Origin of the sequence: Megasphaera sp. UBA4382, from assembly GCF_002391155.1 — a bacterium.
In the GTDB taxonomy this organism is placed as follows: domain Bacteria; phylum Bacillota; class Negativicutes; order Veillonellales; family Megasphaeraceae; genus Megasphaera; species Megasphaera hexanoica.
The window spans coordinates 53764-78964 of the sequence record NZ_DGRS01000082.1; the positions used below are offsets into that span (position 1 = coordinate 53764).

A 25201-nucleotide genomic window follows, 5' to 3' on the forward strand; every position below is an offset into this window, starting at 1 on the left:
ACCGATAGAAATGGATACATCCGATTTGACAGAAAATGATTTCAAGCAGATTTTTTTCCAGCAGCCAGTTTCTGGAACCTTCCGTGTACTTGCCGTTTCCTGCAGCGGCCTGAACTATCTGCAGGCATTGAAGCGTACCTTCGCCGATAGCCAGCTGGACCAGCCATGCCGGCAGAAGGCCGCTCATGACTGGCTCACGCTGGAACCCCGTCTGTACCGGTACACCTGCCAGAACACGCCGCTGAACATTTACGATGCCGGATATAAAGAAGAAATGAAAGCGTATATCCGTCTCCGCGCCATCTGGCTCGATGCTGCAGACTGCACGTTCATGCACCATCGTCACGTCATGTTGATGGACCTGCTGCGCCTGTGTCATAACGATATCTGTCAGTGCCTGCCCACAAGGGATATCATGGCCGATGAACTGGAAAAACAATTATTCCATGAGTATCTGCTGTATGACATGGGGCTGGAAAACACCCGTTTCGTCGGCAGGGAAGCCGTATCGAACGGATATCATGAATGCGACTTCACACTGGAAATCGAAGATATTATGAAAGAACCGCATCAGGCCATTCCCCGGACACGGTTCCGTTACCTGAAGCGCAGCCTGTCGGAAAGCCGCATGGCCCGATGCTGTGCCCAATGGCTGTATGAACACCGCCAGAATCTGCGGCGGAATCACTGGATTGTCGATGAAACAGCCATTGAAAAATCCTATGACAGTGGTGATAATCCTGAAATAACCGATGCTATACTGCATGAACTGGAACAGGTCTACTGCAATATATAAAGAAAATAGGATTGTAGTATGCTTTCGTTAAAGAAGTGGTTTTTCCCACGATAAACAAACAGAGGCTGCACTAAAATGATTGCTAAAGACATTTTAGTGCAGCCTCTGTTTAATTGGCAACTCGCCCCATGGTGATATTTCCTGCAAACCTTATTTTTACATAACCCGTTTTGCCCCTACATAGCGGCTGGACCAATAGCGGCTGTCCAGGCTGTCAATACTGACCCCGGAATTGGAGGCGTTGATAAACTGGTTATTTCCGATATAAATCCCTACATGGGAAACACCGGGCAGATAAGTCGTGAAAAATACGAGGTCCCCCGGCTGCAAATACGAACGGGATACATCGTACCCAACGTTGTATTGTTCGTCAGCCATGCGGGGCAGATCGATTCCTACGGCCGAATAGACATACCGGGTAAAACCGGAGCAGTCAAATCCGGACGGATCATTTCCGCCAAACACATAGGGTACGCCAATATACTGGTTGGCAATGCCCATAAGGCGCTGAGCCCTATCTGCCACCATAGTAGATCCGCCATATCCCCCGTTACCAAAGCGGCGCAGCGGACCGGAAGGAAGGAATTTCCCAGTCAGTTCATAAAACGTAGCCTGGCCGGCTACGCCATCTACTTCCAATCCATGACTGGCCTGGAAATTGCGGACGGCATTTTCCGTTCCGACGCCAAACACGCCGTCTACATCGACATCATATCCATTATTGGCCAGCGCCTGCTGCAGTAACACAATAGCGTTGGACGCCGTTGCCGGTTCTAAAGAGGCAGCAGGCTTATTATCTGCCGGTGCTGCTGGAGCCGTATCAGTCCGGAACCGGTCTGCCATGGAAAAGGTTGTCTGTCCGGCAGGCATAGGCTGGCCCATCAGTGCTTCGTAAGTAGCCGGGCCAATGACACCGTCGGCATTCAGACCATTACTGCTTTGAAAAGACCGGACAGCCGCATCGGTTCCTTTGCCGAATACGCCATCCACATCAACACTGTAGCCCCGATCAGCCAGCGCCTGCTGGATATCCTGCAGCTGGGAAGGCTGCACCGGTGCTGCTTCTGGGTCCGGTGCGTCTTTCTGCACAAAATGACTGCTCATATTATCCGGCATAGCCGATCCCATCAGGGCTGCATAGGTCGCTGCGCCGAGAATGCCATCAGCCGTCAGGCCATGATCCCGTTGAAACTCCCGGATTGCCTCCGTCGTTCCAGTCCCGTAGTCCCCATCAACGGTCAGTGAATAGCCGTCAGCGGCCAGTTGCTGTTGTACTGCCAGAACCTGGCTGCCCCTGTCGCCAGGATGGAACGTGGCTCCGGCAAAAGATGTAGAAACGAAAATCATGCAGCAGGCAAGACCTGCAATTTTTTTTATGTCTGCCATTGTATCCCCTTTCTGGTATTTCTGCCAATCATCTGCAGCTCGTATTTCCAGCTCTTAAGACGTACTGCTAATCTTTATGGCGTATGAAACAAGCTATCCGCCAAGGCCTGCTCGTTGGATAGCTTGAATTTGTGCATTGATTATAAATCCGCTATATATTATAGCATAATATGAGACTATGTGTCAAAAACAGGACTACTAACGAAGTGTACCTGACTTCGTCGGTAGTCCTGTTCATTTGCGTCATCATTTACGATAAATCAGAATTTTCCTGCTTTGGCAGCACCTTCTACGGCGACAGCTACGGCTACGGATGCGCCAACCATGGGGTTGTTGCCCATGCCGAGGAAGCCCATCATTTCTACGTGAGCCGGTACGGACGAAGAGCCAGCGAACTGGGCATCGCTGTGCATACGGCCCATCGTATCGGTCATGCCGTAAGAAGCTGGGCCGGCAGCCATGTTATCCGGATGGAGTGTACGGCCTGTGCCACCGCCAGATGCAACGGAGAAGTATTTCTTGCCCATTTCGATGCATTCTTTCTTATACGTACCTGCAACGGGATGCTGGAAGCGGGTCGGGTTTGTCGAGTTCCCCGTGATAGAAACATCAACGCCTTCATGATGCATGATAGCCACGCCTTCACGTACGTCATCGGCACCGAAGCAGCGGACAGCAGAACGTTCGCCTTTGGAATAGGAAATTTCCCGGACAATGTGCAGTTCTCCCGTTTTATAGTCAAACTGGGTCTGTACATAAGTAAATCCGTTGATACGGGAAATAATCTGGGCCGCGTCTTTACCCAGGCCGTTCAGGATAACGCGAAGTGGCACTTTGCGCGCTTTATTGGCATTGCGGACAATACCGATAGCTCCTTCAGCGGCGGCAAAAGATTCATGGCCGGCCAGGAAGCAGAAGCACTGTGTGCTGTCCTGAAGCAGCATAGATGCCAGATTACCATGGCCCCGCCCTACTTTGCGGTCTTCGGCGACGGATCCGGGAATGCAGAAAGCCTGCAGGCCGATGCCGATGGCTTTAGCCGCATCAACAGCCGTACGGCAATTCTTCCTGATGGCAATGGCCGCCCCTACGGTATATGCCCAGCCGGCATTTTCAAAGGCGATGGGCTGGATTTCCTTGACGGTCTGATACGGATCAATGCCGGCATTCTGGCAGATATCACGGCATTCTTCTACGCTTTTAATGCCGTATTCTTTCAGCACGCCGAGGATTTTATCTATTCTTCTGTCATAACTTTCGAATAATTCCATCTGTGGGTTCCTCCTATTGCTGTCTCGGATCAATATACGAAGCGGCTTCTTCAAAACGGCCATAATGACCTTTTGCATCTTCCATGGCTTTAGCTGGTTCTACGCCCTTTTTAATGGCGTCCATCATTTTGCCAAGGTGGATAAATTCGTATCCGATAACCTGATTTTCTTCATCCAGGGCCATACGGGTGACATATCCTTCGGTCATTTCCAGATAACGTGCCCCTTTTGCTTTTGTGCCAAACATAGTCCCGGTCTGGCTGCGCATACCTTTTCCCAGATCATCCAGGCTGGCGCCGATAGGCAATCCGCCTTCAGAAAAAGCCGTCTGGCTGCGGCCATACACGATCTGGAGGAACAACTGGCGCATGGCAACGTTGATAGCATCGCAGACCAGATCCGTATTGAGCGCTTCCAAAAGAGTCTTTCCCGGCAGTATTTCCGATGCCATGGCGGCAGAATGGGTCATGCCGGAACAGCCAATCGTTTCTACGAGAGCTTCTTCAATGATACCGTCTTTGACATTGAGGGTCAGCTTGCAGGCTCCCTGTTGGGGAGCGCACCAGCCTACACCATGAGTAAGACCGCTGATATCCTTAATTTCTTTGACCTGTACCCATTCGCCTTCTTCGGGAATCGGGGCCGGTCCATGATATGCACCTTTAGTAACGGGGCACATATTCTTGACTTCTGTTGAATATATCATGTTATTCATCCTTTCTAATCTTTCAGTGCTTCAAACATGCCGCGGAACGTATTGCCATACATACTTCCCTTACGCCATAAGAACGTAAAGGAATGTTCGGCTGTAAAATTGCGGATATGAATCTTACGAAGCGTACCTGCGGCTAATTCATCACGCACCGATTTTTCATAGGAAAACGAGAATCCCGCATTGCAGTGTACCAACGCCTTGATGGTCTGAGGACTGCCAATTTCCGCCCGGTATGGAAAATCTTCCAGTGACAGGCTGTATTCGGCCAGAGTCCGTTCCAAAAGATCCCGTGAGCCGGATCCCCGTTCACGGACGCAAAGGCGTTTTAGCAAGAGATCGGTCAGCTCTACTTCATCGGGAACATCGAATTCCGGACCGCATACGGCAATGAGCGGTTCTTTAGAAAACAGCATAGTTTCGTATTGTTTCTGTTCAAAAAATCCTTCGACGATGGCAAAGTCGATTTTACCATCATTAATTTCCTGCAATAACTGTTCTGTATCAGCGATTTCCAACCGCAAAAGGACTTCCTGATTTTCCCTCAGATACTGTGCCAGTTTATCCACAATCATAAACTCGCCTATTGTATGGGTCGCACCAAAGGAAACGATTTTCGTACTGCGTCTGAGTTCCTGCAGTTTTTCCTTCAGGATGAGATCATCATGCCGGATAGTAGCTGCTGCATCCAGAAGGATATGTCCGGCCTGTGTCAGAATGAGGTGCTTGCCCGTATAATCGAATAATTTGGCATGGTACTCATTTTCCAGGTAGCGGATGTGCTGTGAGACAGCCGGCTGTGTGATATGCAGCTCTGCTGCAGCCTTGGTATAGTTCATATGGCGGCAGACACACAAAAACGTATGAATACGAAAATCTAGCATGAGGCGGCTCCTCTCTCAATTAGAAATATAATACGTATCAATAATTTAAGCGTAATCCTCATGAACATTCTACGGTATTTCTGAAATTTAATCAAGGTGTAATACGGTGGAAACAGCTGTACTATGCACGGTTATACTATTTTTCTACTTGTTAACAATATATATCGGTCCACATTTGGTTCAGGATACACCATTCTCATTTTACGTGTACTACCATTCCAATACGGTACCCGTCTCATCGCGCCATACGGGATTCTTCCAATGATGTCCCACGGCTGCAGCAGCCCGTACCTTTGCTTCGTCTATTTCGATTCCCAGCCCTGGTTTTGTCAGAAGATTGACATATCCCTGATGATAGATAAATACGGACGGGTCTTTCAGATAATCAAGCAGGTCAGATCCCTGATTATAATGGATTCCCAGGCTTTGTTCCTGAATGACCGCATTATATGTGCAGAAATCAACCTGCAGTGCCACCGCAAGGGCAATCGGACCAAGCGGGCAGTGAGGAGCCAGTGCTACATCGTAGGCTTCTGCCATAGCCGCAATCTTCTTCGTTTCCAGGATTCCCCCGCAATGGCAGGGATCGGGCTGGATATAATCGACACCGCCCCGGGCCAGCATCTGCTTGAATCCCCAGCGGGTATAATTCCGTTCTCCTGTAGCAATGGGCGTAGAGAACTGTTGCCGCAGCATGGGGAAAATTTCTTCATTTTCACAAAGGACCGGTTCTTCGACGAAAAGGAGACGGTACGGTTCCAGTTCTTTCATGAGCGTAAAAGCCAGCGGTTTATGGACACGGCCATGGAAATCGACGGCAATATCCATATCGTACCCGAATGCTTCCCGGATAGATGCCACACGGGCTACGGCTTCATCAATCTGTCGGTTGTTCTGGATCCAGCCTACCTTGGGAACACCGTTCATCTTAACAGCCCGGTATCCCTGTTCGTATTTTTCTTTTGCCGCCTGCAGCACTTCGTCGGGCTGATCGCCGCCAATCCAACAGTATACTTTCATTTTATCGTGGCATACGCCGCCCAGGAGCTCGTATACGGGCACGCCCAGGGCTTTGCCCTTAATATCCCACAACGCTTGTTCAATACCGGAAATGGCACTCATCAGGACAGGACCGCCACGATAAAAACCAGCGCGGTACAATACATTCCACAAGTCTTCAATCCGCCCGGCCTCTTTGCCGATAAGGTACTCTTCCAACTCTCTAACAGCAGCAGCTACCGTATCAGCGCGTCCTTCAATAACCGGTTCGCCCCAGCCTGAAAGCCCCGTGTCGGTCGTAATCTTTAAAAATAGCCAGCGGGGTGGTACCTTAAATAACTCTATCGATTGAATTTTCATGTTTACGCCTCCTCACACCTTTGGCAGATGACTCATAAGATTATCTTATACATTTCCAATTATATCAATTGCCTTGTCCAACCGCAACATCCCGGTGCCAGGTGGGCCTGAAGCGGTCCCTCTGGACGATGTATCGGCGATTCATGGCAGACAAATCCTGCCCTGGAACAAAAAAGCGGGCACACGAAACAGGGTTGTTTCGTATGCCCGCCTATCCGGACTTATTCCTCTTCTTTTATGACTTCTGCTTTAAATACCATGGCCACATCCGCATCGGAACAACAAAATTCTGCCGTTCCTTCCGGCTGTCCCGGCAATGTGCCTCCGTAGCGCAGGATGTCAATATAGGGAAAGGCGCAGTGAAGTGCCATAGGGCAAATCCTGCCCCGTTCGGTATCATAATCAAACGTTTCACCGACATGATGACCACGGTGACAGCCCATTTTCCCTAACTTTCCCGTAATGGTCAGCCGTATGTCCGGCCGTTTTCCTCGTGTCATACTACTCTCCTTTTCTGAGCGGACCAATGGCGTCCGATGAGATTCAGACATCTTCTGCTATTCCGAATACTTGCAACCCATTAGCCGTAGTCTGACTGATGACGTATTCTACATCGAGGCCGCGCAGCCGGGCTATTTCCTCTGCCACATACCGCACATAGGCCGGCTCATTGCGTCTGCCCCGGTACGGCGGCGGTGTCAGGTAGGGACTATCCGTTTCGATGAGCAGGCGTTCCATCGGGATACGGGAAGCCACCTGTTTTGCCCGCTTGGAATTGGGAAATACGACCGTACCGGTAAAGCCAAAATAAAACCCCATGCGGATCAGTTCTGTCGTCATTTCCAGGCTCCCGGAATAACAATGGAAGACGCCGCGCAAGCCCTTTCCATACCGACGGAGGATTTCCATTGTATCGCCGTGGGCCTCCCGGTCATGAATGTCAATAGGAAGGTCTAAATCGCGGGCCAGACCTATCATCTCAATGAAGATTTCTTTTTGCGTGTCCCGTGCCGGCGTGTCGTAATGATAATCGAGGCCCACTTCGCCAATAGCCACGACAGCCGGCTCCTGCTCCGCCATACGGCGGATTGCTTCTATATCACCAGGCTGCACGCGGCCCGCTTCCTGCGGATGGATTCCTACCGCTGCATATATCCCGTCATAGTGCCGTGCCAGTTCTACGCAGGCTTCAGAAGACTGCCGGTCCGTCGCCGGGCAGAGCATCCTTCCAATACCGGCAGCACAGGCACGCTCCAGCACGGCCGGCCGGTCTGCATCATACGCTGCATCGTAAAGATGACAGTGTGTATCAAACAACATCAGCGGACGCGGCTTCCCGGTGCCATGCCATCGACAAAGACGACCTGCAGATGATCGTTGCCATCCGATGCTGCCAGCAGCATCCCTTTCGATTCTACACCACACAGCTTAACCGGTTTCAGATTCGTCACGACAATAACATTATGACCAATCAGGTCTTCCGGCTTATAATACAGAGAAATACCACTGACAATCTGACGGGTTTCTGTACCCAAATCAACCTGGATTTTGAGAAGTTTTTTGGCTTTCGGTACTTTTTCACAGGCTACAATTTTGCCGACGCGGAGATCATTTTTGCCGAAATCATCAATGTTGATTTCATCTTTGAACGGTTCTTTTGCTGCAGGGCAGGCAGCGGCCGCTTTCTTTTCTTCTTCCGCTTCAGCAATTTCTTCTTTCGGATCATACCGTGGGAACAAAGGCGCTCCTTTGCAAACTTTCGTACCGGCCGGATACAGGCCCCAAGTCTGTCCATCTGCCAAAATTGCCTGGGAGAAATCACCCAGCCCCAGCTGTTTCCATATTTCAGCAGCCGCCGACGGGATGACCGGGCTTACCAGCATGGCAATGATACGCTGTACTTCCAGGAGATTGTACAGAACAGTCTGGAGGCGTTCTTTTTTAGCCGGGTCTTTGGCGAGAATCCACGGTGTCGTTTCATCGATATATTTATTGCTGCGATGGATCAGAGCCCATGTATCGTTAAGGGCGTCATTAATCTTCATGTCATCCATCTGCTGTTCGTATTTTTTAGCAGTTTCTACGGCCATCTGGGACAATTCGCTGTCCACCGGTTCTGCAGCCGAAGGACCGGCTGTCACTCCATTTTCATACTGTTCGACCATAGCCAGCGTACGATGGAGAAGATTGCCCAGGTCATTGGCCAGATCGGCATTGATCCGGTCGATAAAGGTCGGCAGAGAGAAGTTGCCATCCTGGCCGAGACGGATTTCACGCATCAGATAATACCGGAGTGAATCGGCGCCATAGCGTTTAATCAGTGGAATCGGATCGACGACATTGCCCAAGGATTTACTCATCTTCGTCCCATCGACAATCAGCCAGCCGTGACCGAATACTTTTTTAGGCAGTGGCAGACCGGCACTCATCAGCATAATGGGCCATATAATCGAATGGAACCGTACAATTTCCTTACCGACCAGATGAAGATCTGCCGGCCACCATTTTTTGAAGCGTTTTTCATCAAATACATAGCCGGCCGAAGTCAGGTAGTTAGCCAGGGCATCATACCAGACATATACGACATGTTTCGGGTCCCAGGGTACGGGAATCCCCCAGTTAAAGGATGTACGGGATACGCACAAATCTTCCAGACCGCTTTTGACAAAGGCAATCATTTCGTTGCGGCGGGCTTCCGGCTGAATGAAATCAGGGTTTTCATCGATGAACTTCAACCAGCGGTCCGTATAATTGCTCATCTTGAGGAAATAAGCTTCTTCCGAAACGAGTTCCAGCGGGCGGCCGCAATCCGGGCAGATGTGTTTGCCTTCGGGCAGTTTATTTTCCGGCCAGAACGATTCACAGGGAGTGCAGTACCAGCCTTTGTATTCTCCTTTATAAATATCTCCCTTGTCATAGGATTTCTGCATCAGGGCCTGCGTCACTTTGACATGATCGGCATCAGTCGTACGGATAAAGCGGTCATGGGAAATGTTCAGTTCCTTCCAGAGTTCTTTGAAAAGAGCCACGATGCCGTCAACATATTCCTTAGGCTGCATTCCCTTGCTTTCAGCGGCACGCTGGATTTTCTGACCATGTTCATCAGATCCGGTAGTAAAAAAGACGTCATCGCCGCGGAGACGATGGAACCGGGCCAGTGTGTCGGCAATAGTCGTGCAGTACGTGTGACCGATATGCAGTTTGGCACTCGGATAATAAATCGGGGTGGTAATAAAATACTTCTTCTTGTCTGTCATGGAAATTCCTCCTCTGCCGGCAAATGAGCCGGCCTTTTGTACGGGAAACGCGGCTGATGAACCAGCGTTTCTTAAGGGGCTGAGCTGCCCTCTGAAGCAAGCACCGCCTGATATACCACACGGCGGCTGACACCACAGCGCTGGGCTACGGTCCGGATAGCCTGCTTTTTATCTGTTCCCTTATCCATCAGTTCCCGGACAAGGGATGCATAATCATCGTCGGAAGAGCCGTCTTCTTGCGGAACGGCACCGGCGACGAGGATCACAAATTCACCGCGGACACCTTCCTGTTCCAGTCCCGTCCGGAGCTGGGACAACGGTCCCCGAAGATATTCCTCATAGCGTTTGGTCAGTTCCCGGCAAAGCACTGCTTTGCGGTCTCCCAAAGCGTCTTCTATTTCTGCCAGCACAGCAAGGATGCGGTGCGGCGCTTCATAAAAAATCAATGTGCCCGTATAGTCTTTGATACTTTCCAGTACGGGGCGGCGGTGTTTCTTTGTCTTTGGAAGAAACCCTACAAACGTAAACCGCGTCGTATCCATGCCCGATGCAATGAGCCCCGTAAGACCCGCATTGGCTCCGGGAAGCGGTACGACGGGGATATGCTCGGCAATGGCCATCTGTACGAGGTCACTGCCGGGATCGCAGATAGCCGGCATGCCAGCATCGCTCACCAATGCCAGCATACAGCCTTCTTTGAGTTTTTCAATAAGCTGCGGCCCTTTTTCCGCCTTGTTATGTTCATGGTAACTCGTCGTCGGCGTCCCGATATCGTAGGCCGAAAGGAGAAGTCTCGTATGGCGTGTATCTTCTGCGGCGATCAAATCGGCTTCCCTGAGGCATCGCACGGCCCGGTAGGTGATATCTTCCATATTGCCAATGGGCGTAGCACACAGATACAATGTGCCTTTTTGAAATTGTTCAGCCATCATGACCTCCTTCAGCCCTGTTCGTATTATATACGATAATATACCAAATATTACAATTTTCCATATAATTTCAAAACGTCTTCAGTATAGGTCCCATCGGCATGATGTACGATAAGCGGCGGCAGGACATCTACACCCTTGCTGCCACCCCGTATTCCTTCTACGAGGAACAGTTTGGCCTTCTTATCTGCCCTTCCATGAACCATCTGTACCACTTTGGGTTCAATGGCATGGATGCGCATCGCCGTCAGGATATCTGTCAGGCGTTCCGTTATATGCACCATACGGAAGCGTCCATGGAACTTGAGCGCAAAGGAGGCCGCATCGAGCACATCATCCAGTGTAGCCGTTTCTTCGTGACGCGCCCGCCGGATTCCTTCGGCATCACTGTACGCGCCACGGCTTTTTTCCCGATACGGCGGATTAGCATATACTGCTGCAAACGCTCCGCTGTCCGACCACTGCCGGATAGTACGGTAATCTCCTTCCACTATGGTAATGACCGGCTCACGGCCATTGAGTATCACATTCCGCCGGGCAATATCCGCCATGACCGGATTGAGTTCGGCACCGGTCACGGAAACAGCACCGCGGGCGCTCAGAATAAGCGGGATTGCCGCCGTCCCTGTACCCAGGTCCAGGACTTTCCCCCGGGGTACCGTACCAAAATGAGCCAGCAGCACCGTATCGAGAGAAAAGCAGAACTGATCATCGCGCTGGATAATTTTCATCCCGTCCAGGACCAGGTCATCGAGCCGTTCGTGAGGTCCCAGACTAACTTTCATGATCTGGTTCGGCTACATCCGACCAGGGAACGTTGACATTGTGCCCTGATTCGAGTTGTACCTTGACCGTATGGTCTTTCATATGGACGCGCAGGACCGTACCAAGGCCTTCATCGGTAATGACCCGCTGTCCGACCTGCGGTGGTTTCTGTTGTTCACAATTTTTCTGGCAGTTCTGGCATTTGAGTTCCCCTGACGTATACAAATCATTTTCGTAGCGCAGACAGCACATGAGGCGGCCGCAGATACCAGATATCTTCGTCGGATTGAGGGACATGCCCTGTCCTTTAGCCATACGGATCGATACGGGCTTGAAATCGCCCAGGAAGGAAGCACAGCATAACGGCCGGCCGCAATACCCGATACCGCCAATCATCTTGGCTTCATCGCGGAGGCCGATCTGCCGCAGCTCGATACGCGTACGGAATACGGATGCCAGGTCGCGCACCAGTTCCCGGAAATCAATCCGCCCGTCAGCGGTAAAAAAGAATATGATTTTTCCCATATCGAAGGTGTAATCCACATCGATAAGCTTCATGGGAAGTTTATGTTTGGCGATTTTTTCCAGGCAGATGGTAAACGCTTTCTTTTCTCTTTCCTTATTGCGTTCCACCTGCCGCATATCTTTCGCCGTCGCTTTGCGGATAATAGGTTTTAGTGGCTGTACCACTTCCGAAGCGGCGACACTGCGCGGGGCAATGACCACCGTTCCGTATTCCATACCGCGGGCCGTTTCGACAATGACCCCGTCCCCTTCAGCGAGAACGATCTCTGTCGGGTCAAAATAATATATCTTGCCGGCTGGTTTAAAACGAATGCCAACAACTATCAACTATATTCCTCCTTTTGCCCGGATAAACCGGATACACACCGCATCCCACACCAGCCGCACGTTGACGTGACGGAGGATTGCTTCTCCCGCTTCATCGAGAACATGCTGGAGTGAAAAAATACAGGAATCCGGCCAGGCCGGCAGCAATTCTGAAACTTCATGGGCATACTGGCCCAGGCGGAGTCGTCCTGCCGGTACACCCGAACGCATGACTGCCATGTCGCGAAGAAGCATCTGGATCCAGCGGAAAACCTCCTGCGATTCCTGATCCGTCCACCCCGCCGAGATACTGTGCCACTTGGCATAAGGGCATGCGTGACGGGCCATGACCTGCAGGAAGGACAGTGCCTGCTGCAGCGCTTCAAGGCCTTTTCCCTCTTTCAGGGCAAGGACACGGGCGACATTGCCACCGCCCCACAACACAGCCTGACGATAGGATTCTGCCGTTCCTCCATATTGCCGCACCAGCCCGCCTAACATTTCCTCATCACCGACCGGTTCAAAGGATATGATGGCACAGCGTGACACAATCGTCGGCAGTAATAAGTCGGGCTGACTGGTCACAAGAATGAAATGCACGCCTTCTGGCGGCTCTTCCAATGTCTTGAGCATGCGGTTGGCAAATTCCTTGTTCATCGTTTCTACGTGATTAATAATGCAGACCCGGCTCCCGGAAGCGCGTAACATCAGCTTTTCCTGAAGCTGCCGAAACTGATCTACCCGGAGCATCGTACCGATAACATCCAGATAAAAAACGGTTCCTCCATCTTCAATGAATGGCGTATCGGCATCGCAGGACAGGTGGGTAAAATCAGCCAGGAGCGGACGGTCACTGATCGTTTCTGCAACGGCCCGTGCCATCAGCGCTTTGCCAAGGCCTTCCGGTCCGGCAAAAATCATGGCGTGGGGCAGCCGCTCTTCGGCAATCAGACGCCGCAGACGTGCCTTGACCGTCTCATGACCGATAACAGCATCAAAATAATCCTGACTCATGCCGCGCCCTCCTGTTGAAAAATCTATACTAATCCTTTCTATTATAAGGAAAATAAAGCATAAAGTCTATACTATGCCTTCCATGAGAAAAATACCGCTTACGGTATCAGGACTGCCGCGACTGCCTGGTATACGTCAGCGTGTATATCGTCTATGCTGCGCATACGCCCGTCTTCTGTACAGGCAATACGCTGCCAGCCATATCGGTCTGTCAGTTCATCATAGGCATCATGGCATTTATGTAAAAAAGACCCGTTTTTTTCATGAATGTCACCCGTAGTGCCGCCGGTTTTCCCTTGTCTGCCCGCCATCAGCTGTTCTGTCACATCGAGTGGCACATCGAGAAGACATACCAGGTCCGGGCGGGGAAGCCCCATCTTTCCAAATTCAAAATCTTCCAGCCAATCCAGATAGGCACGGCGATCTGCCGGATCATTGAATTTAATCATCTGATAGAGCATGTTACTCGTCGTATACCGGTCAGCCAGAACGATCCCGCCCTGTTCTAAAAATGATTTCCAGTGCATCTGATAGGACGCGAAGCGGTCTACAGCGTAAAAGGCAGACGCTGCATAGGGATTGACCGCGTCGGCATCAGCGCCGAAATCGCCCCGCAGGTACATGCGTACGAGGGCACTGGAATCGCTGTCATAATCGGGAAAACTTACGGCCCGTACCGATTGTCCTTCTCTTTGGAGATGCTCCTGCAGCAATTTCGTCTGTGTCGCCTTGCCGCTGCCGTCTCCGCCTTCTATGATAATCAACCTGCCTTGCATGATATCATCCTTTCCGTACAACCTGTATCGTGTCCAGACTGCTGTCTGCCGCACCATTAGTTACATATCCCTCATTTAATTTCTGGTCAATATATGCCAGTACCTCCCCGGTCAATACTTCCCCTGCCGCCACAACAGGGATTCCCGGCGGATAAAAGGTAATCGTTTCTGCACATATTTGTCCTGCACAAAGAGGACGGGCCATCGCTTCTTTTTCAGCATACCAGGCTTCCCGTGGCGCCATGACGACGCGGGGCTGTGGCATTGGCGGTTCAGCGGTATCTTTCCGCTCCACGGTCTCATGCGTACAGGCAATCGTACGGCAGCCCTCCAGTAAAGTCTGTATGCTTTTTTCTGTATCACCAAAGGTAACAAGTGCCAACACGTGATGGCCGGCGGTAAGTTCTACTTCGATATGGGCAGCCCGCAGCAGACGTTCCGCTTCCCGCCCGGTAAGCCCCAAGCCTGAAAAATCAATCGTCAGTTTCGTTTCATCCAAGGACTCAACGGCTTCATAACGCGTCATCTCCCCGCCAAAGCAGCTGATTCCGGACAGGGCATTGAGCTGCTTGCGGGCCTGTCGGGCCAGAAGAAGTGCCTTCTCTTCCAGTGCTCTTCCTTCCAGTGCCATTTGCTGCCGCGCCAGATCCAGCGATGCCAGAAACCAGTAATGGGGACTCGTAGACTGGACAAGCGCCATAGCTGCCGCTACCCGTTCTGTATACGGGAACCCCTTGCAGCAGTGAAGCATAGACGTCTGTGTCAGCGATCCCGTCAGTTTATGCGTGCTCTGAGCCACACAATCGGCACCACAGGCCAGGGCATCTGCCGGCAGGTCTTCATGAAAAGCCAGATGCGCCCCGTGAGCCTCATCAACCAGTACAATTAGTCCGTGCTGGTGGGCAATCTGTACCATCTCTGCCAACCGTCCGGCCAGACCGTCGTAGGTCGGATAGGTGAAAAGTACAGCTTTTGCCTCCCCATGAGCCGCAATGGCCGCCTGCAGACTGGCCGGGTCAGGGCCGAGTGAAACTTCTTCCCTGCCGGCATAGCGGCTTTCCATATACGCTGGCATGGCCCCGCTCAGAATCAGGCCGCTCAGGACGCTGCGGTGGGCTTCTCTTGGAATAAGCACGGTATCGCCGGGCCCGCAGACAGCCAGAATCATCGCTTCAATACAGGCCGTCGTCCCATTGACGGAAAAGAAAGTCCGTCCGGCACCATAGGCATCTGCCGCCAGTTCCATCGCCTTCCGGAGCGGGCCTTCCGGCTGAAATAAGTCATCCAGAGCGTACATAAGGCCCAAATCCTGCCGCAGCGCTGTTCCAAAAAGGGCCTGTTCCCTGCAAGGGGCTCCAGTCCCCAATTTATGCCCCGGCGTATGAAATGGCACCATCTGCTGCTGGCAATATTCCTCTAACGCATCGGCAAAAGGAGTTCTCTTCTGCGCTTCTTTATTCATGTCCAATCACTCCATGAAGACGCAGGAACGGCTGGAGCAGGAAATCCTGCCGCTCATAGTCTGCCTCCTGCATCCGGTCCAGCGACCGTCTCAGTGATCCGTGAAGTTCACACGTACGGAATTCTTCCGGCGTCACCCAGCGGTAATCACAGTGTTCGTGAGAAAGGCGTACGTCCTCCTTATCTGTCACAGCCGTAAAAATAACGCCGTTCAGAAACTGGCCGTCTTTTTTCTGATAACTCCATGTTCCTGCTGTCGCCAGAATCTGAATAGAAAGCCCGGTTTCTTCCATGACCTCCCGGCGTACAGCCATAGCAAAGTCCTCATCGCGCCTCAGTCCTCCGCCGGGAAATTCCCAGTGATGCAACCCTTCCGAATCATTTTTCTGCAGCACGAGCAGGCGGCCGGCATGAAAAATCATTGCCTTTACGCTCAGTCCCATATGCACCCGTTCTTCCTGTGCCATAGCGCACTCCTTTCTGCATCTTTCATATACAACTATAATAGATTATTTTAACAAATACGGGACAACAAAAAAAGCCCTGATTCGGCCATAACCGGGACCGGACACACAAAAAAACGCATCTCGTCATTTCGATGCGTTTTTTTGTGTCGTATGAGCTTCTTTGATAATCAGCTGAGCCGTTCCATCGGACCGGGCATCCAGTTCGCTGTCTGCGCCTATAGGAATGCAGGCCTTATCCGCCCCGTGACCAAAGGGTAATCCCCGGGCAGCAGGCTTTCCGGCTTTCTTTGCATAATAGTCCAGCACTTCATCGGTCGTAAAATCACCGGAATCGTGGCCACAGTCTGTAAAATCGCCATAGACAATTCCTTCCACCTGCTGTAGCAGCCCATTTTGCCAGAGCTGGTTCAGCATCCGATCGATGCGGTATGATTCTTCTCCCACATCTTCCAGAACCAGAATACAGCCTTTTCCTTTTAATTCATACGGTGTACCGGCGAGGGAGGCAACAACGGAAAGGTTGCCACCTATAAGCCTGCCGGAGGCTTTCCCCGGCAGCACGGTCTGTAAGACTCTGCCGGCCGGCATGGTCACAGCTCCCAGCGGCACCGAGGTGGTCACGGCCTTTTCAAACTGCTGAGAGGAATAGGGACTGCCCGGAAGAGTGATGAGTAGCGGGCCATTGAGCGTCACGAGACGGCTTTTCTCATAAAGCGCTGCCTCAAGGGCCGTAATATCACTAAATCCGATCAGCAACTTGGGATGGGCCGCAATCATGGCATAATCAAGCTGGTCCAGAATACGGGAACTACCATATCCGCCATTGAGGCAGAGAATGGCATCGATGCGATCGTCGCGGAAAAATTCATTGATATCAGAGGCCCGTTCCGAATCGGTACCGGCAAAATAGCCATACCGGTGCAGTGCCGACGGAGCCAGGCACGTTTTATACCCCATGGCATGGAGTGCTTCCAGATGGGGAGCCAGTGCGATATCTTCGCTATGTGTCGCCGGCGCAACGATGCCTATCGTATCACCGGGCTGAAGAGGGCGTCCTTTGACGACAGGCAAACCGTATGCACAGACTGGCACCACAATGACACTTGTCAGCAGGGATATCAGTACCACGGCCAGCAGACCATAAATACGAAAACGCCTCACGGTACATCTCCCACAGCCGGCATCACCGCCGGTCCGCGATAATACCGTTCCATGGCTTGTGCGTACTGGCCGGCATCATAGAGATACTTGCCGGTTTTTGCTTTATAGCAGAGATTAACCGCCACATAATCTGCCATCTGGCTGTGCTGTATCCGTTTGCTCATGGGAACAGCCTGCCAGGAATGCGTCCCTTCATCATAGACCCAGGCCTCTCTGCTCCGGTCTATCTTATAGGTAATCGTATACGTCCCTTCTATTTGTCCAGAATCTTCTTTAGAATTGAACATAGGGACTTTAAATACCCAGTTTCCTCCTTGTCCCGGTATCGTTTCCAGACGCGACAAATCAACATATACTTCGTATCCCATGCCGAAATTTACAGGCCGGTAACGGGAATCGGCGGCCAGCGGGCTCTTGAAATACGCTTGTACCGGCAGCACACTTCCAGCACCCAGACACAAGGCCAGGCTCATCAGGACGGCTGCCTTTTTCCATATGTTTCCGTTTCGTCTGCCATACTTGCCGTTTTTCATCCTATCTCCGCCTCTCTTATTTAATCTTCCGGCAGTTCCGGAGCATCTTTGACTTCATCCTGTTTATAGTATTTACGCAAAATAGCCATAAATTCCTTCCCTGTAATCGTTTCTTTTTCATACAGGAACTTTGCCAGCTCATCCAGAAGGGGGCGGTTATCGGAAAGAATTTTTCTGGCTTTGTTATGCTGTTCCTTGACGAGTGACACGACTTTGGCATCGATGTACTTCTGCGTTTCCGGTGCGCAGGCAAGAGACGTATCGCCGCCCAGATACTTATTAGTCACCGTTTCCATAGCGACCATATCAAACTCATCACTCATACCATATCGGGTAATCATGGCCCGGGCCAGCTTCGTCGCCTGTTCGATGTCATTGGAAGCGCCGGTCGTCACCCGGCCGAATACGACTTCTTCCGCAGCGCGGCCACCGGTAAAGGTAGCTATCTTATTTTCCAGTTCTTCTTTGGAAAGAATATATTTATCCTGCTGATCCACCTGCATGGTATAGCCCAGAGCCCCGGACGTACGGGGAATGATGGTGATTTTCTGTACCGGTGCCGAATGGCTCTGAAGAGCAGCTACCAGGGCATGTCCGATTTCATGATAGGCCACAGTCCGCTTTTCTTCATCCGACAAAATAGCATTCTTCTTCTGATAGCCGGCGATGACGACTTCGATGCTTTCTTCCAGGTCGGCCTGACAAACGGCATCCCGGTGGTCCCGGACAGCACGCAGCGCCGCTTCATTGACAATGTTAGCCAGTTCTGCCCCGGAAGCGCCGGCAGCCATACGGGCAATGGTGTGGAAATCGACGTCCGGCCCCAGACTAACCTTGCGTGCATGGGCCTTGAGGATGGCTTCGCGCCCCTGAAGATCTGGCAATTCGACAGGAACGCGGCGGTCAAACCGGCCCGGGCGCAATAGTGCCGGGTCCAGTGATTCCGGACGGTTGGTAGCCGCCAGAATGACGACACTGTCATCGGCATCAAAGCCGTCCATTTCCGTAAGGAGCTGATTCAGCGTCTGTTCCCGTTCACTATTGCCCATAGCACTGCCCGTCCGCTTCTGACCGATAGCATCTATTTCATCGATGAAAATAATGCACGGCGCTTTCTGTTTGGCCTGATTGAAAAGGTCCCTCACTTTGGAAGCACCCATGCCGACGAACATTTCTACAAATTCCGACCCCGCAATTGGGAAAAAGGGAACACCGGCTTCGCCGGCTACAGCCTTGGCCAGCATAGTCTTTCCTGTGCCCGGAGGGCCTACGAGGAGTACCCCTTTGGGCATCTTAGCCCCTACTTTGGCATATTTATCGGGATGATGAAGGAAATCGACGATTTCAGACAGATTTTCCTTGGCTTCATCTTCCCCGGCTACATCAGAGAAATGAATGCCATTAGCAGAGGGAACATAGACTTTGACCTGATTTTTCGAGCCGAACATGAGCGAATTTCCGCCACCGCGGCTCATCAGTTTGCGGTTGAAATAATAGCCGATACCAAAGAAAATCAGAATAGGCAGAATCCAGGCAATGAGGAAATCTGTAAAAGGCGAATCCTTTTCTTTGATGACCTGATTGAAAGAAACGTCGGCTTTATGCAGCCGTTCTGTCAGCTGAGGATCATTGACGACACCGGTCCGATATTGATTGCCGTCTTTGTCTTTGAAGAGAATCTGATTTTCTTCAATTTCCACACTGGCCACCGATTTGTCATCGGTCATATTCATGAAGGTGCCATAATCGACATTTTTGACGCTCTGCTGATCATAATAAGGTTTGGCAATGGCATTAAACACAAATATTATCGCCAGCGCCACGATATAATAAAACAGCATGGGCTTCTTTTTTTCTTTGACTTCTTTCATGGTGTCACTCCCTTACTGTGCAAACTGTACTATGTGGTATTATTATAACCCCAAACAGGGAAAAATGATACGGAAAAAAGCACTGCCGGCAGAAGCAGTGCTTTTCCTCAGAGAAGTGGCTATCTAACAGGCATAAGCGTATTAGTCTGTAATCCGATATAACGCTTTTGTCGTATTAGCAAAGAAATCAGGATCGTCGTGGAAATAATCGCGGACGATATTGAGGTGTTCATCAAAGGTTGAATACAGTGATACGACGGGGAAATTGGATGCGTATATGAGGCGGTCCGGAGCAAAGGTCCCGCTCAGGAAATCGAGGAGTTCTTTCACGAACGTTTTATCCTGGGTCGGAAAGCCCGAAACCTTGCAGTACACATTGGGAAGAGAGGCAAATTTAGTCATCACTTCTTTATATGCTGGAGTCACTTCCGTAGCATTCCCACAGTGATTGATGACGATTTTGGCCTGCGGAACGGTCTTTGCCGCCTGATACATATCGTCCAGTTCTTCCGTACGGTTGCAGCTTTCAAAGAGAAGTCCCGCATCAGCCAATGCTTCCAATCCTTCGATAAAGCTTTTCTGCAGGCAGCGGCCTTTAGGCGATCCCGGCACATGGAGCGGTTCGCGGACACCGGCAATGCCAAGGGGTACGCGCATGTGTGCCGAAAGGGGGGCCCGCATGACTTTGGCCAGCATCTTCGGTTCGTGAAGGCCATAAATGTATTCGTCTTCTTTAAAACGGTCGTCGCAATCGACTTCGATATAGACGCCGCCGAGGAAGTTGACATCGGAGTGGCGACCATAGGCTTTCAGAAGATCTGACACGGCGTAGCTATGAGCAATGGCCGGACAGTCTTTGAGCCAGGGAAGACGAAGTACATCGAGATTCCATATATGGAAATGGCTGTCAATAATATCTAACATAACAATTCTCCTTACTGCTGAACAGCTTTCTTGGCACTGTCATCAGCATGGCAGCCTTTGAAGCCGTACCAGGCAACATAGAGGAAGCATGGGATGAGCAGCAGATACCCGGCAGCCGTATTGACCATATCGGCGACATGACCCATGAAGTACGGCATGATAGCTCCACCGACGATGCTCATGATGATGATACTGGATGCCGTCTTGACCAGATTCTGTGGCAGATTGACAATGCTCAGGGCAAAAATGGTCGGGAAACTGATGGACATGAAGAAAAATACGGCAATGAGAAGGAATACGGCTGTGCTGCCGGAAACGACATTCAGCAGTACGACGAGGACGACGTTAATAGCTGAATACGCACCGAGGATTTTACCAGCACTGAATTTTTTCATAAGCGGTGTCGTTACGACACGGCCGATCAGAAAGGCTACGAGCGCGATACTGAAGAAATAAGCGGCACGGCTGTCGGAAAGTCCCTGCCAGTGTTCAACACTGTAATTAATGAAGAAGGCACCGGCGCCGACCTGTGCTGCAATGTAGAGGAACTGGGCGAGAGCACCGAGGCGGAAGTGTTTGTAGCTGAACAGCTGGCTATACGATCCATCTCCTTCGGCGGCATCTTCATCCCCGGAAACTTCTGCCCCTTCCGGCAGTTTGTTGACCACGAAAAGGATAAGCATAACGACGACGATAGCAGCAATACCGACATAAACCATCTGTACGTTGTGCATGTTCTGTGAAATATCTGTGCCGCTGGCGATGGACAGGAAGAGCATGCCCCCGATGATAGGCCCTAAGAACTGGCCGATACCGTTGGCGCACTGAGCGACATTCAGCCGGAATGCAGCATCCTTATCACTGCCTAACTTAGTGATATACGGATTGGCATTCGTTTCCAGGCTGGCCAGACCACAGGCGATGATGAAGAAGGCTACGAGGAAAATCTGGAAGCTGTGGGCATTGCTGGCCGGGACAATCAGGAGGGCACCGATAGCATACAGTGCCAGGCCCATCATGATGCCGCCTTTATAACCGTATTTGCGGGCTACGAGAGAAGCCGGCGTGGCGAAAACGAAATACCCGCCGAAATAAGCTGCCTGCAACAGGCCGGAAGTAGCTTTTGTAATCCCCAGCTGGTTCTGGAAATTCTTATTCATGACATCGATCAGGCCATAGCTGAGCCCCCAGAGCAAAAACAGCGTCGTAACCAGGATAAACGCAATCTTTATACTTTTATTGCTTGCACTTGGCATACGTCCTTACCTCCCTGCTGTTAGGTTAACGCACGGTCGAGATGTACATAGCCGCCATCGACGAATACCCACTGGCCCGTCGTATGGGATGATACCGGTGAGAGGAGGAATACCGTATTGTCTCCAATTTCTTCAATTGTCGTAAAGCGGTGCTGGAACGGAATCTTATCGGTAATGACTTTCTTACGGGCTTCCGGATCATCAAAGGTCTTGATCCATTTTGCATACAGCGGAGTCCAGCATTCGCTGACTACGATGGCATTGACGCGGATTTCATATTGAAGGAACGCAGCGGCCCATTCACGGGTCAGGCCCAGGATAGCCCCTTTGGCAGCTGCATAAGCACTCGTCTTTCCCTGGCCGGTAAGAGCCGTTTTAGACGTAATATTGAGGACCGATCCTTTGCTCTTAATCAGGTAGGGAAGAGCCGCCCGGACAAGTTCATAATAATGGGTCAGATTACCATGTAGACTCTTTTCAAAATCCTGCCACGACGTTTCTTCAATAGCTTTATTATCGTTGCAACCGGCATTATTTACGACGCCATAAATACCACCGCGGCGTTTTGCCACATCATCAACAATCGGTTTGATCTGGTCGGTGTTGTTGAGGTCGATGAGGTGAAATTCATAATCGGCGCCCATCGCATCCAATTCTTTTTTGAATTCCGGTTTATCCGAACGGGTCAGAATAATGGGAACAGCGCCTTCTTTTACGAGAGAGACTACGATACCGCTGCCAATACCGGCACCACCGCCGGAAACCAATACGACTTTTCCTTTTAACTGTAAATCCATGATATAATACCATCCTTTCTAACCATACCATAAAGTCATTAACTGTTTAACTTTGTTGCGCATCATGCATGATTTTAATTTTTGTTATTCCTTTTGTTCATGCTTATAGTATAGCATTAGGCAAAGTTCTTTACTTGTGTTATACTACCTATTAGTATAATAATTTTATGTCAATTTTGGTTATTTTATTTATTTTTGTTAGTTAACAATGTTAAAATATAATAATTTTATCGTTTGTTTGTGCAATATTACGCATCAGAAGGAGGTATCTGGTCCATTGGAACACGAAAGTTATCATGAAATGATGAAGCGCGGCCGCTTCGATTTTCCCATAGGCTTTTATCATGTTGAAAAATATCATCCCCGCTTTAACATGCCCTATCACTGGCACATGGAATATGAACTCATCCGTATGCTCCGCGGCGGTTTTACTATCTCGCTCAACGAGGAAACACTCCATCTCGTTCCGGGAGATATCGTCTTTATCCGCGACGGAATCGTCCACGGAGGTGTTGTCGATTCCGATGATACGGCGTATGAATGTCTCGTATTTGAGCCTCCCAAACTGCTTCATTCGGCCAATTATCAATCCAGTGATCTCAATAATCTGCTCAATCATACCTTCAATGTCCGCAACCATTTCAACCAGGATGATAAGAAAATAGCTCTCATCGTCCGTATACTCTTTGAAGAAATGCAACGGGAAAATCCCGGTTATGAACTGATTGTCACAGGCATGCTGTATACAGTGTTCGGACTTATCATTCAGGAAAAGCAATATACTCCTGTGACAAAGCAGCCTGTAGAAACGAGTCATCTTCAGATGCAAAAACTAAAAAAGGCATTTCAGCTCATTGATGACAAATACGCTGCACCCCTTACGCTCTCCGAGCTTTCCAGTGCTGCCGGATTGTCACCTAATTATTTCTGTAAATTTTTCCAGAAAATGACGCATTATACACCGATTGAATATCTGAACCAGTATCGTATCGACCAGGCCTGCCTGAAACTGGCCTACACAGACAAATCCATCACGGATATTGCCTATTCCTGCGGATTCAATAACCTCAGTTATTTCATCAAAACGTTCCGCAGACAAAAAGGGATTTCCCCTGGTAAATTCCGTCAGGTCAACCGGAAATAGCACTTTTCCACCCGGGACAGGTCTGGTATAATGTCGGTATAGCAGTTTTCTGCTGATACAACAATAATAAAACATAAAGGATAAGAGCCTGCAGCGAATTCTATGCTACAGGCTCTCTGTGTTTCAGCTGCAATGAATAAATCAACTTATGTCACGGACTTTACGACAGGCAGCGTCACCCGGCAGCTTCTCTGGTTCGCCCTGCCTATGCTTTTGTCCCAGTTATTACAAATTACATATAATATGGCAGATATGATTATTGTCGGCCAGGTACTGGGAAAGGCTGGCCTGTCGGCAGTTTCTATCGGCGGGGACCTGACGAATTGCCTGACTTTTATCGCTATGGGGTTTTCCAGCGCCGGCCAGATTCTCATATCCCAGTATATCGGGGCCCGGCGTCATGATCAGCTGGCTGCTCTGGTAAGTACCCTGCTCCTGTTGCTGCTCTTTTTTGCTCTGCTTATGACCGCAGGTTGCCTGTATGAACGGCACGCCATTATGGCTCTCATGAATACACCGCCTGAAGCATATGGCGAAACGATGGGATATGCCGTCGTAAGCATGACAGGCATTCTGTTTATCTACGGATACAATGCTGCCAGTGCTATTCTCCGTGGCATGGGGGATGCCCGGCATCCCTTTTATTTCATTGCCTGCGCTACAGTCCTCAACGTCATTCTGGATCTCGTTTTCGTCTGCTTCTGGAATCTGGGAGCCGCCGGCGCTGCCTTGGCTACCGTATTCAGTCAGGGAGTCAGTTTTCTGGCCGCATCCTGTTTTATCTGGCGCCATCGCAGCCAGTACTACCTGCCTGCTTCCCTGGGAGAATTCTTTCATCCTGATTTTCAGATTGCCGGTGATCTTCTCAAACTAGGCGTTCCCATGGCCATCAAAAACGCTTCTGTCCAATTTTCCAAATTATTCGTCAATTCATGGATTAATTCCTATGGCGTAGCCGTTTCCGCATTTTCCGGAGTGGCCAACCGTCTCTATGTAACATCCAATCTTATTTCCAATGCCATCAATACAGCCGGATCATCCATGATAGGGCAGAACATCGGAGCTGCCCGGTACGAACGGGTCAATCAGATTATCTGGTCCATCTTCCGCATCACCGTTACTCTGGCTATCCTTTTTTCTATCCTGCTGTACACCTGGCCGGTAGAAATTTTTCAGATATTTACCGATGACCCTGAAGTAGCCCGTATCGGCATAGAATATGTCCCCATTGGTATCCTCTGCTTTTTCAGCTGTGCCGGCCGGTCTGCCATGAATTCCCTCATTAATGGCAGCGGCAATACCAAAGTAAACTTTGCAACAGCCCTCTTTGACGGCCTCATCCTGCGGCTGGGTCTGTCCGTCCTGTTCGGCGTCTATCTGAATATGCGCTATATGGGCTTCTGGCTCGGGGATGCCCTGGCCAACTTCACGCCATTCTGGGTAGGTATCCTCTTTTACCTGAGCGGCGCCTGGAAAAAATCCCGGGTCCGGCAAAAATGACTGTGTCCAAATGAAAAAGACCGCATACCCGGAGGTATACGGTCTTTTTCATTAACGTCTTATAAGAGGTTCCGGTGTGCTGCCACCGGAACCTTTTTTTACGCATC

At 50.5% G+C, this 25201-nt stretch carries 24 protein-coding genes; 3 read left to right on the top strand and 21 right to left on the bottom strand.

The window, feature by feature from the left end:
- Positions 1 to 10: 10 nt before the first annotated feature.
- Positions 11 to 796 (top strand): hypothetical protein, encoded by a 786-nt coding sequence (locus B4H10_RS10160; protein ID WP_292018777.1) that lies wholly within the window; start codon positions 11 to 13, stop codon positions 794 to 796.
- A 156-nt stretch (positions 797 to 952) separates the two neighbouring features.
- Here the strand turns inward: B4H10_RS10160 and B4H10_RS10165 are convergent, their stop codons facing one another.
- From B4H10_RS10165 to B4H10_RS10265, 21 genes are all read right to left on the bottom strand, one after another.
- Positions 953 to 2182: a peptidoglycan-binding protein gene (locus B4H10_RS10165; RefSeq protein WP_292018778.1), complete on the bottom strand. Its 1230-nt coding sequence runs from the start codon at positions 2180 to 2182 to the stop codon at positions 953 to 955.
- Between the two features lie 260 nt (positions 2183 to 2442).
- Positions 2443 to 3453 carry a GGGtGRT protein gene (locus tag B4H10_RS10170; RefSeq protein ID WP_059077102.1) on the bottom strand — a complete coding sequence of 337 codons (1011 nt, stop codon included), beginning with the start codon at positions 3451 to 3453 and terminating at the stop codon, positions 2443 to 2445.
- 13 nt (positions 3454 to 3466) lie between these two features.
- Positions 3467 to 4159 carry an iron-sulfur cluster assembly scaffold protein gene (locus B4H10_RS10175; RefSeq protein WP_292018779.1) on the bottom strand — a complete coding sequence of 231 codons (693 nt, stop codon included), beginning with the start codon at positions 4157 to 4159 and terminating at the stop codon, positions 3467 to 3469.
- Between the two features lie 14 nt (positions 4160 to 4173).
- A complete protein-coding gene (locus tag B4H10_RS10180) occupies positions 4174 to 5049 on the bottom strand; it encodes a LysR family transcriptional regulator (RefSeq protein ID WP_059077104.1) in 876 nt (291 codons plus the stop codon).
- A gap of 210 nt (positions 5050 to 5259) precedes the next feature.
- Entirely contained in the window at positions 5260 to 6408 is a 1149-nt protein-coding gene (gene dgoD / locus B4H10_RS10185; protein ID WP_292018780.1) for a galactonate dehydratase, read from the bottom strand.
- 221 nt (positions 6409 to 6629) lie between these two features.
- Positions 6630 to 6908, bottom strand: coding sequence for a TIGR04076 family protein (locus tag B4H10_RS10190; RefSeq protein ID WP_113855292.1), 279 nt, complete (start codon positions 6906 to 6908; stop codon positions 6630 to 6632).
- Positions 6909 to 6951: 43 nt separating this feature from the next.
- On the bottom strand, positions 6952 to 7728 hold the full coding sequence (locus B4H10_RS10195) for a TatD family hydrolase (RefSeq protein ID WP_292016864.1): 777 nt from the start codon (positions 7726 to 7728) through the stop codon (positions 6952 to 6954).
- Positions 7728 to 9665 (bottom strand): methionine--tRNA ligase, encoded by a 1938-nt coding sequence (gene metG / locus B4H10_RS10200; protein ID WP_292018781.1) that lies wholly within the window; start codon positions 9663 to 9665, stop codon positions 7728 to 7730. The genes B4H10_RS10195 and metG overlap by 1 nt, the downstream gene beginning before the upstream one ends.
- Before the next feature lie 71 nt (positions 9666 to 9736).
- A complete protein-coding gene (gene rsmI / locus B4H10_RS10205) occupies positions 9737 to 10594 on the bottom strand; it encodes a 16S rRNA (cytidine(1402)-2'-O)-methyltransferase (protein ID WP_292018794.1) in 858 nt (285 codons plus the stop codon).
- A gap of 50 nt (positions 10595 to 10644) precedes the next feature.
- Entirely contained in the window at positions 10645 to 11379 is a 735-nt protein-coding gene (locus tag B4H10_RS10210; protein ID WP_059077110.1) for a tRNA1(Val) (adenine(37)-N6)-methyltransferase, read from the bottom strand.
- Positions 11369 to 12211 (bottom strand): PSP1 domain-containing protein, encoded by an 843-nt coding sequence (locus B4H10_RS10215; RefSeq protein WP_059077111.1) that lies wholly within the window; start codon positions 12209 to 12211, stop codon positions 11369 to 11371. Before B4H10_RS10215 ends, B4H10_RS10210 begins: the two co-directional genes overlap by 11 nt.
- Positions 12212 to 13204: an ATP-binding protein gene (locus B4H10_RS10220; protein WP_292016863.1), complete on the bottom strand. Its 993-nt coding sequence runs from the start codon at positions 13202 to 13204 to the stop codon at positions 12212 to 12214.
- 98 nt (positions 13205 to 13302) lie between these two features.
- Positions 13303 to 13980: a dTMP kinase gene (locus B4H10_RS10225; protein WP_113855286.1), complete on the bottom strand. Its 678-nt coding sequence runs from the start codon at positions 13978 to 13980 to the stop codon at positions 13303 to 13305.
- A gap of 4 nt (positions 13981 to 13984) precedes the next feature.
- Entirely contained in the window at positions 13985 to 15442 is a 1458-nt protein-coding gene (locus tag B4H10_RS10230) for an aminotransferase class I/II-fold pyridoxal phosphate-dependent enzyme (RefSeq protein WP_170087024.1), read from the bottom strand.
- A complete protein-coding gene (locus B4H10_RS10235; RefSeq protein WP_075581807.1) occupies positions 15435 to 15908 on the bottom strand; it encodes an NUDIX domain-containing protein in 474 nt (157 codons plus the stop codon). The genes B4H10_RS10230 and B4H10_RS10235 overlap by 8 nt, the downstream gene beginning before the upstream one ends.
- Positions 15909 to 16031: 123 nt before the next feature.
- Positions 16032 to 17069 (bottom strand): S66 peptidase family protein, encoded by a 1038-nt coding sequence (locus B4H10_RS10240; protein ID WP_292018782.1) that lies wholly within the window; start codon positions 17067 to 17069, stop codon positions 16032 to 16034.
- Positions 17066 to 17602, bottom strand: a complete 537-nt coding sequence (locus B4H10_RS10245; protein ID WP_292018783.1) for a hypothetical protein — start codon at positions 17600 to 17602, stop codon at positions 17066 to 17068. Before B4H10_RS10245 ends, B4H10_RS10240 begins: the two co-directional genes overlap by 4 nt.
- A 20-nt stretch (positions 17603 to 17622) precedes the next feature.
- Positions 17623 to 19473: an ATP-dependent zinc metalloprotease FtsH gene (gene ftsH, locus B4H10_RS10250; protein WP_170087025.1), complete on the bottom strand. Its 1851-nt coding sequence runs from the start codon at positions 19471 to 19473 to the stop codon at positions 17623 to 17625.
- Between the two features lie 141 nt (positions 19474 to 19614).
- On the bottom strand, positions 19615 to 20397 hold the full coding sequence (locus B4H10_RS10255) for an amidohydrolase family protein (RefSeq protein ID WP_059077117.1): 783 nt from the start codon (positions 20395 to 20397) through the stop codon (positions 19615 to 19617).
- A gap of 11 nt (positions 20398 to 20408) precedes the next feature.
- Positions 20409 to 21653, bottom strand: a complete 1245-nt coding sequence (gene fucP, locus B4H10_RS10260; RefSeq protein WP_059077118.1) for an L-fucose:H+ symporter permease — start codon at positions 21651 to 21653, stop codon at positions 20409 to 20411.
- A 20-nt stretch (positions 21654 to 21673) separates the two neighbouring features.
- Complete coding sequence (locus B4H10_RS10265; RefSeq protein WP_059077119.1) at positions 21674 to 22450, bottom strand: SDR family oxidoreductase; 777 nt, start codon at positions 22448 to 22450, stop codon at positions 21674 to 21676.
- 277 nt (positions 22451 to 22727) lie between these two features.
- On the opposite strand from B4H10_RS10265, the gene B4H10_RS10270 reads away from it, so the two are divergent.
- Both B4H10_RS10270 and B4H10_RS10275 read left to right on the top strand, forming a co-directional pair.
- Positions 22728 to 23594 (top strand): AraC family transcriptional regulator, encoded by an 867-nt coding sequence (locus B4H10_RS10270; protein WP_292016858.1) that lies wholly within the window; start codon positions 22728 to 22730, stop codon positions 23592 to 23594.
- Between the two features lie 132 nt (positions 23595 to 23726).
- Entirely contained in the window at positions 23727 to 25094 is a 1368-nt protein-coding gene (locus B4H10_RS10275) for an MATE family efflux transporter (RefSeq protein ID WP_292018784.1), read from the top strand.
- Positions 25095 to 25201: the final 107 nt, after the last annotated feature.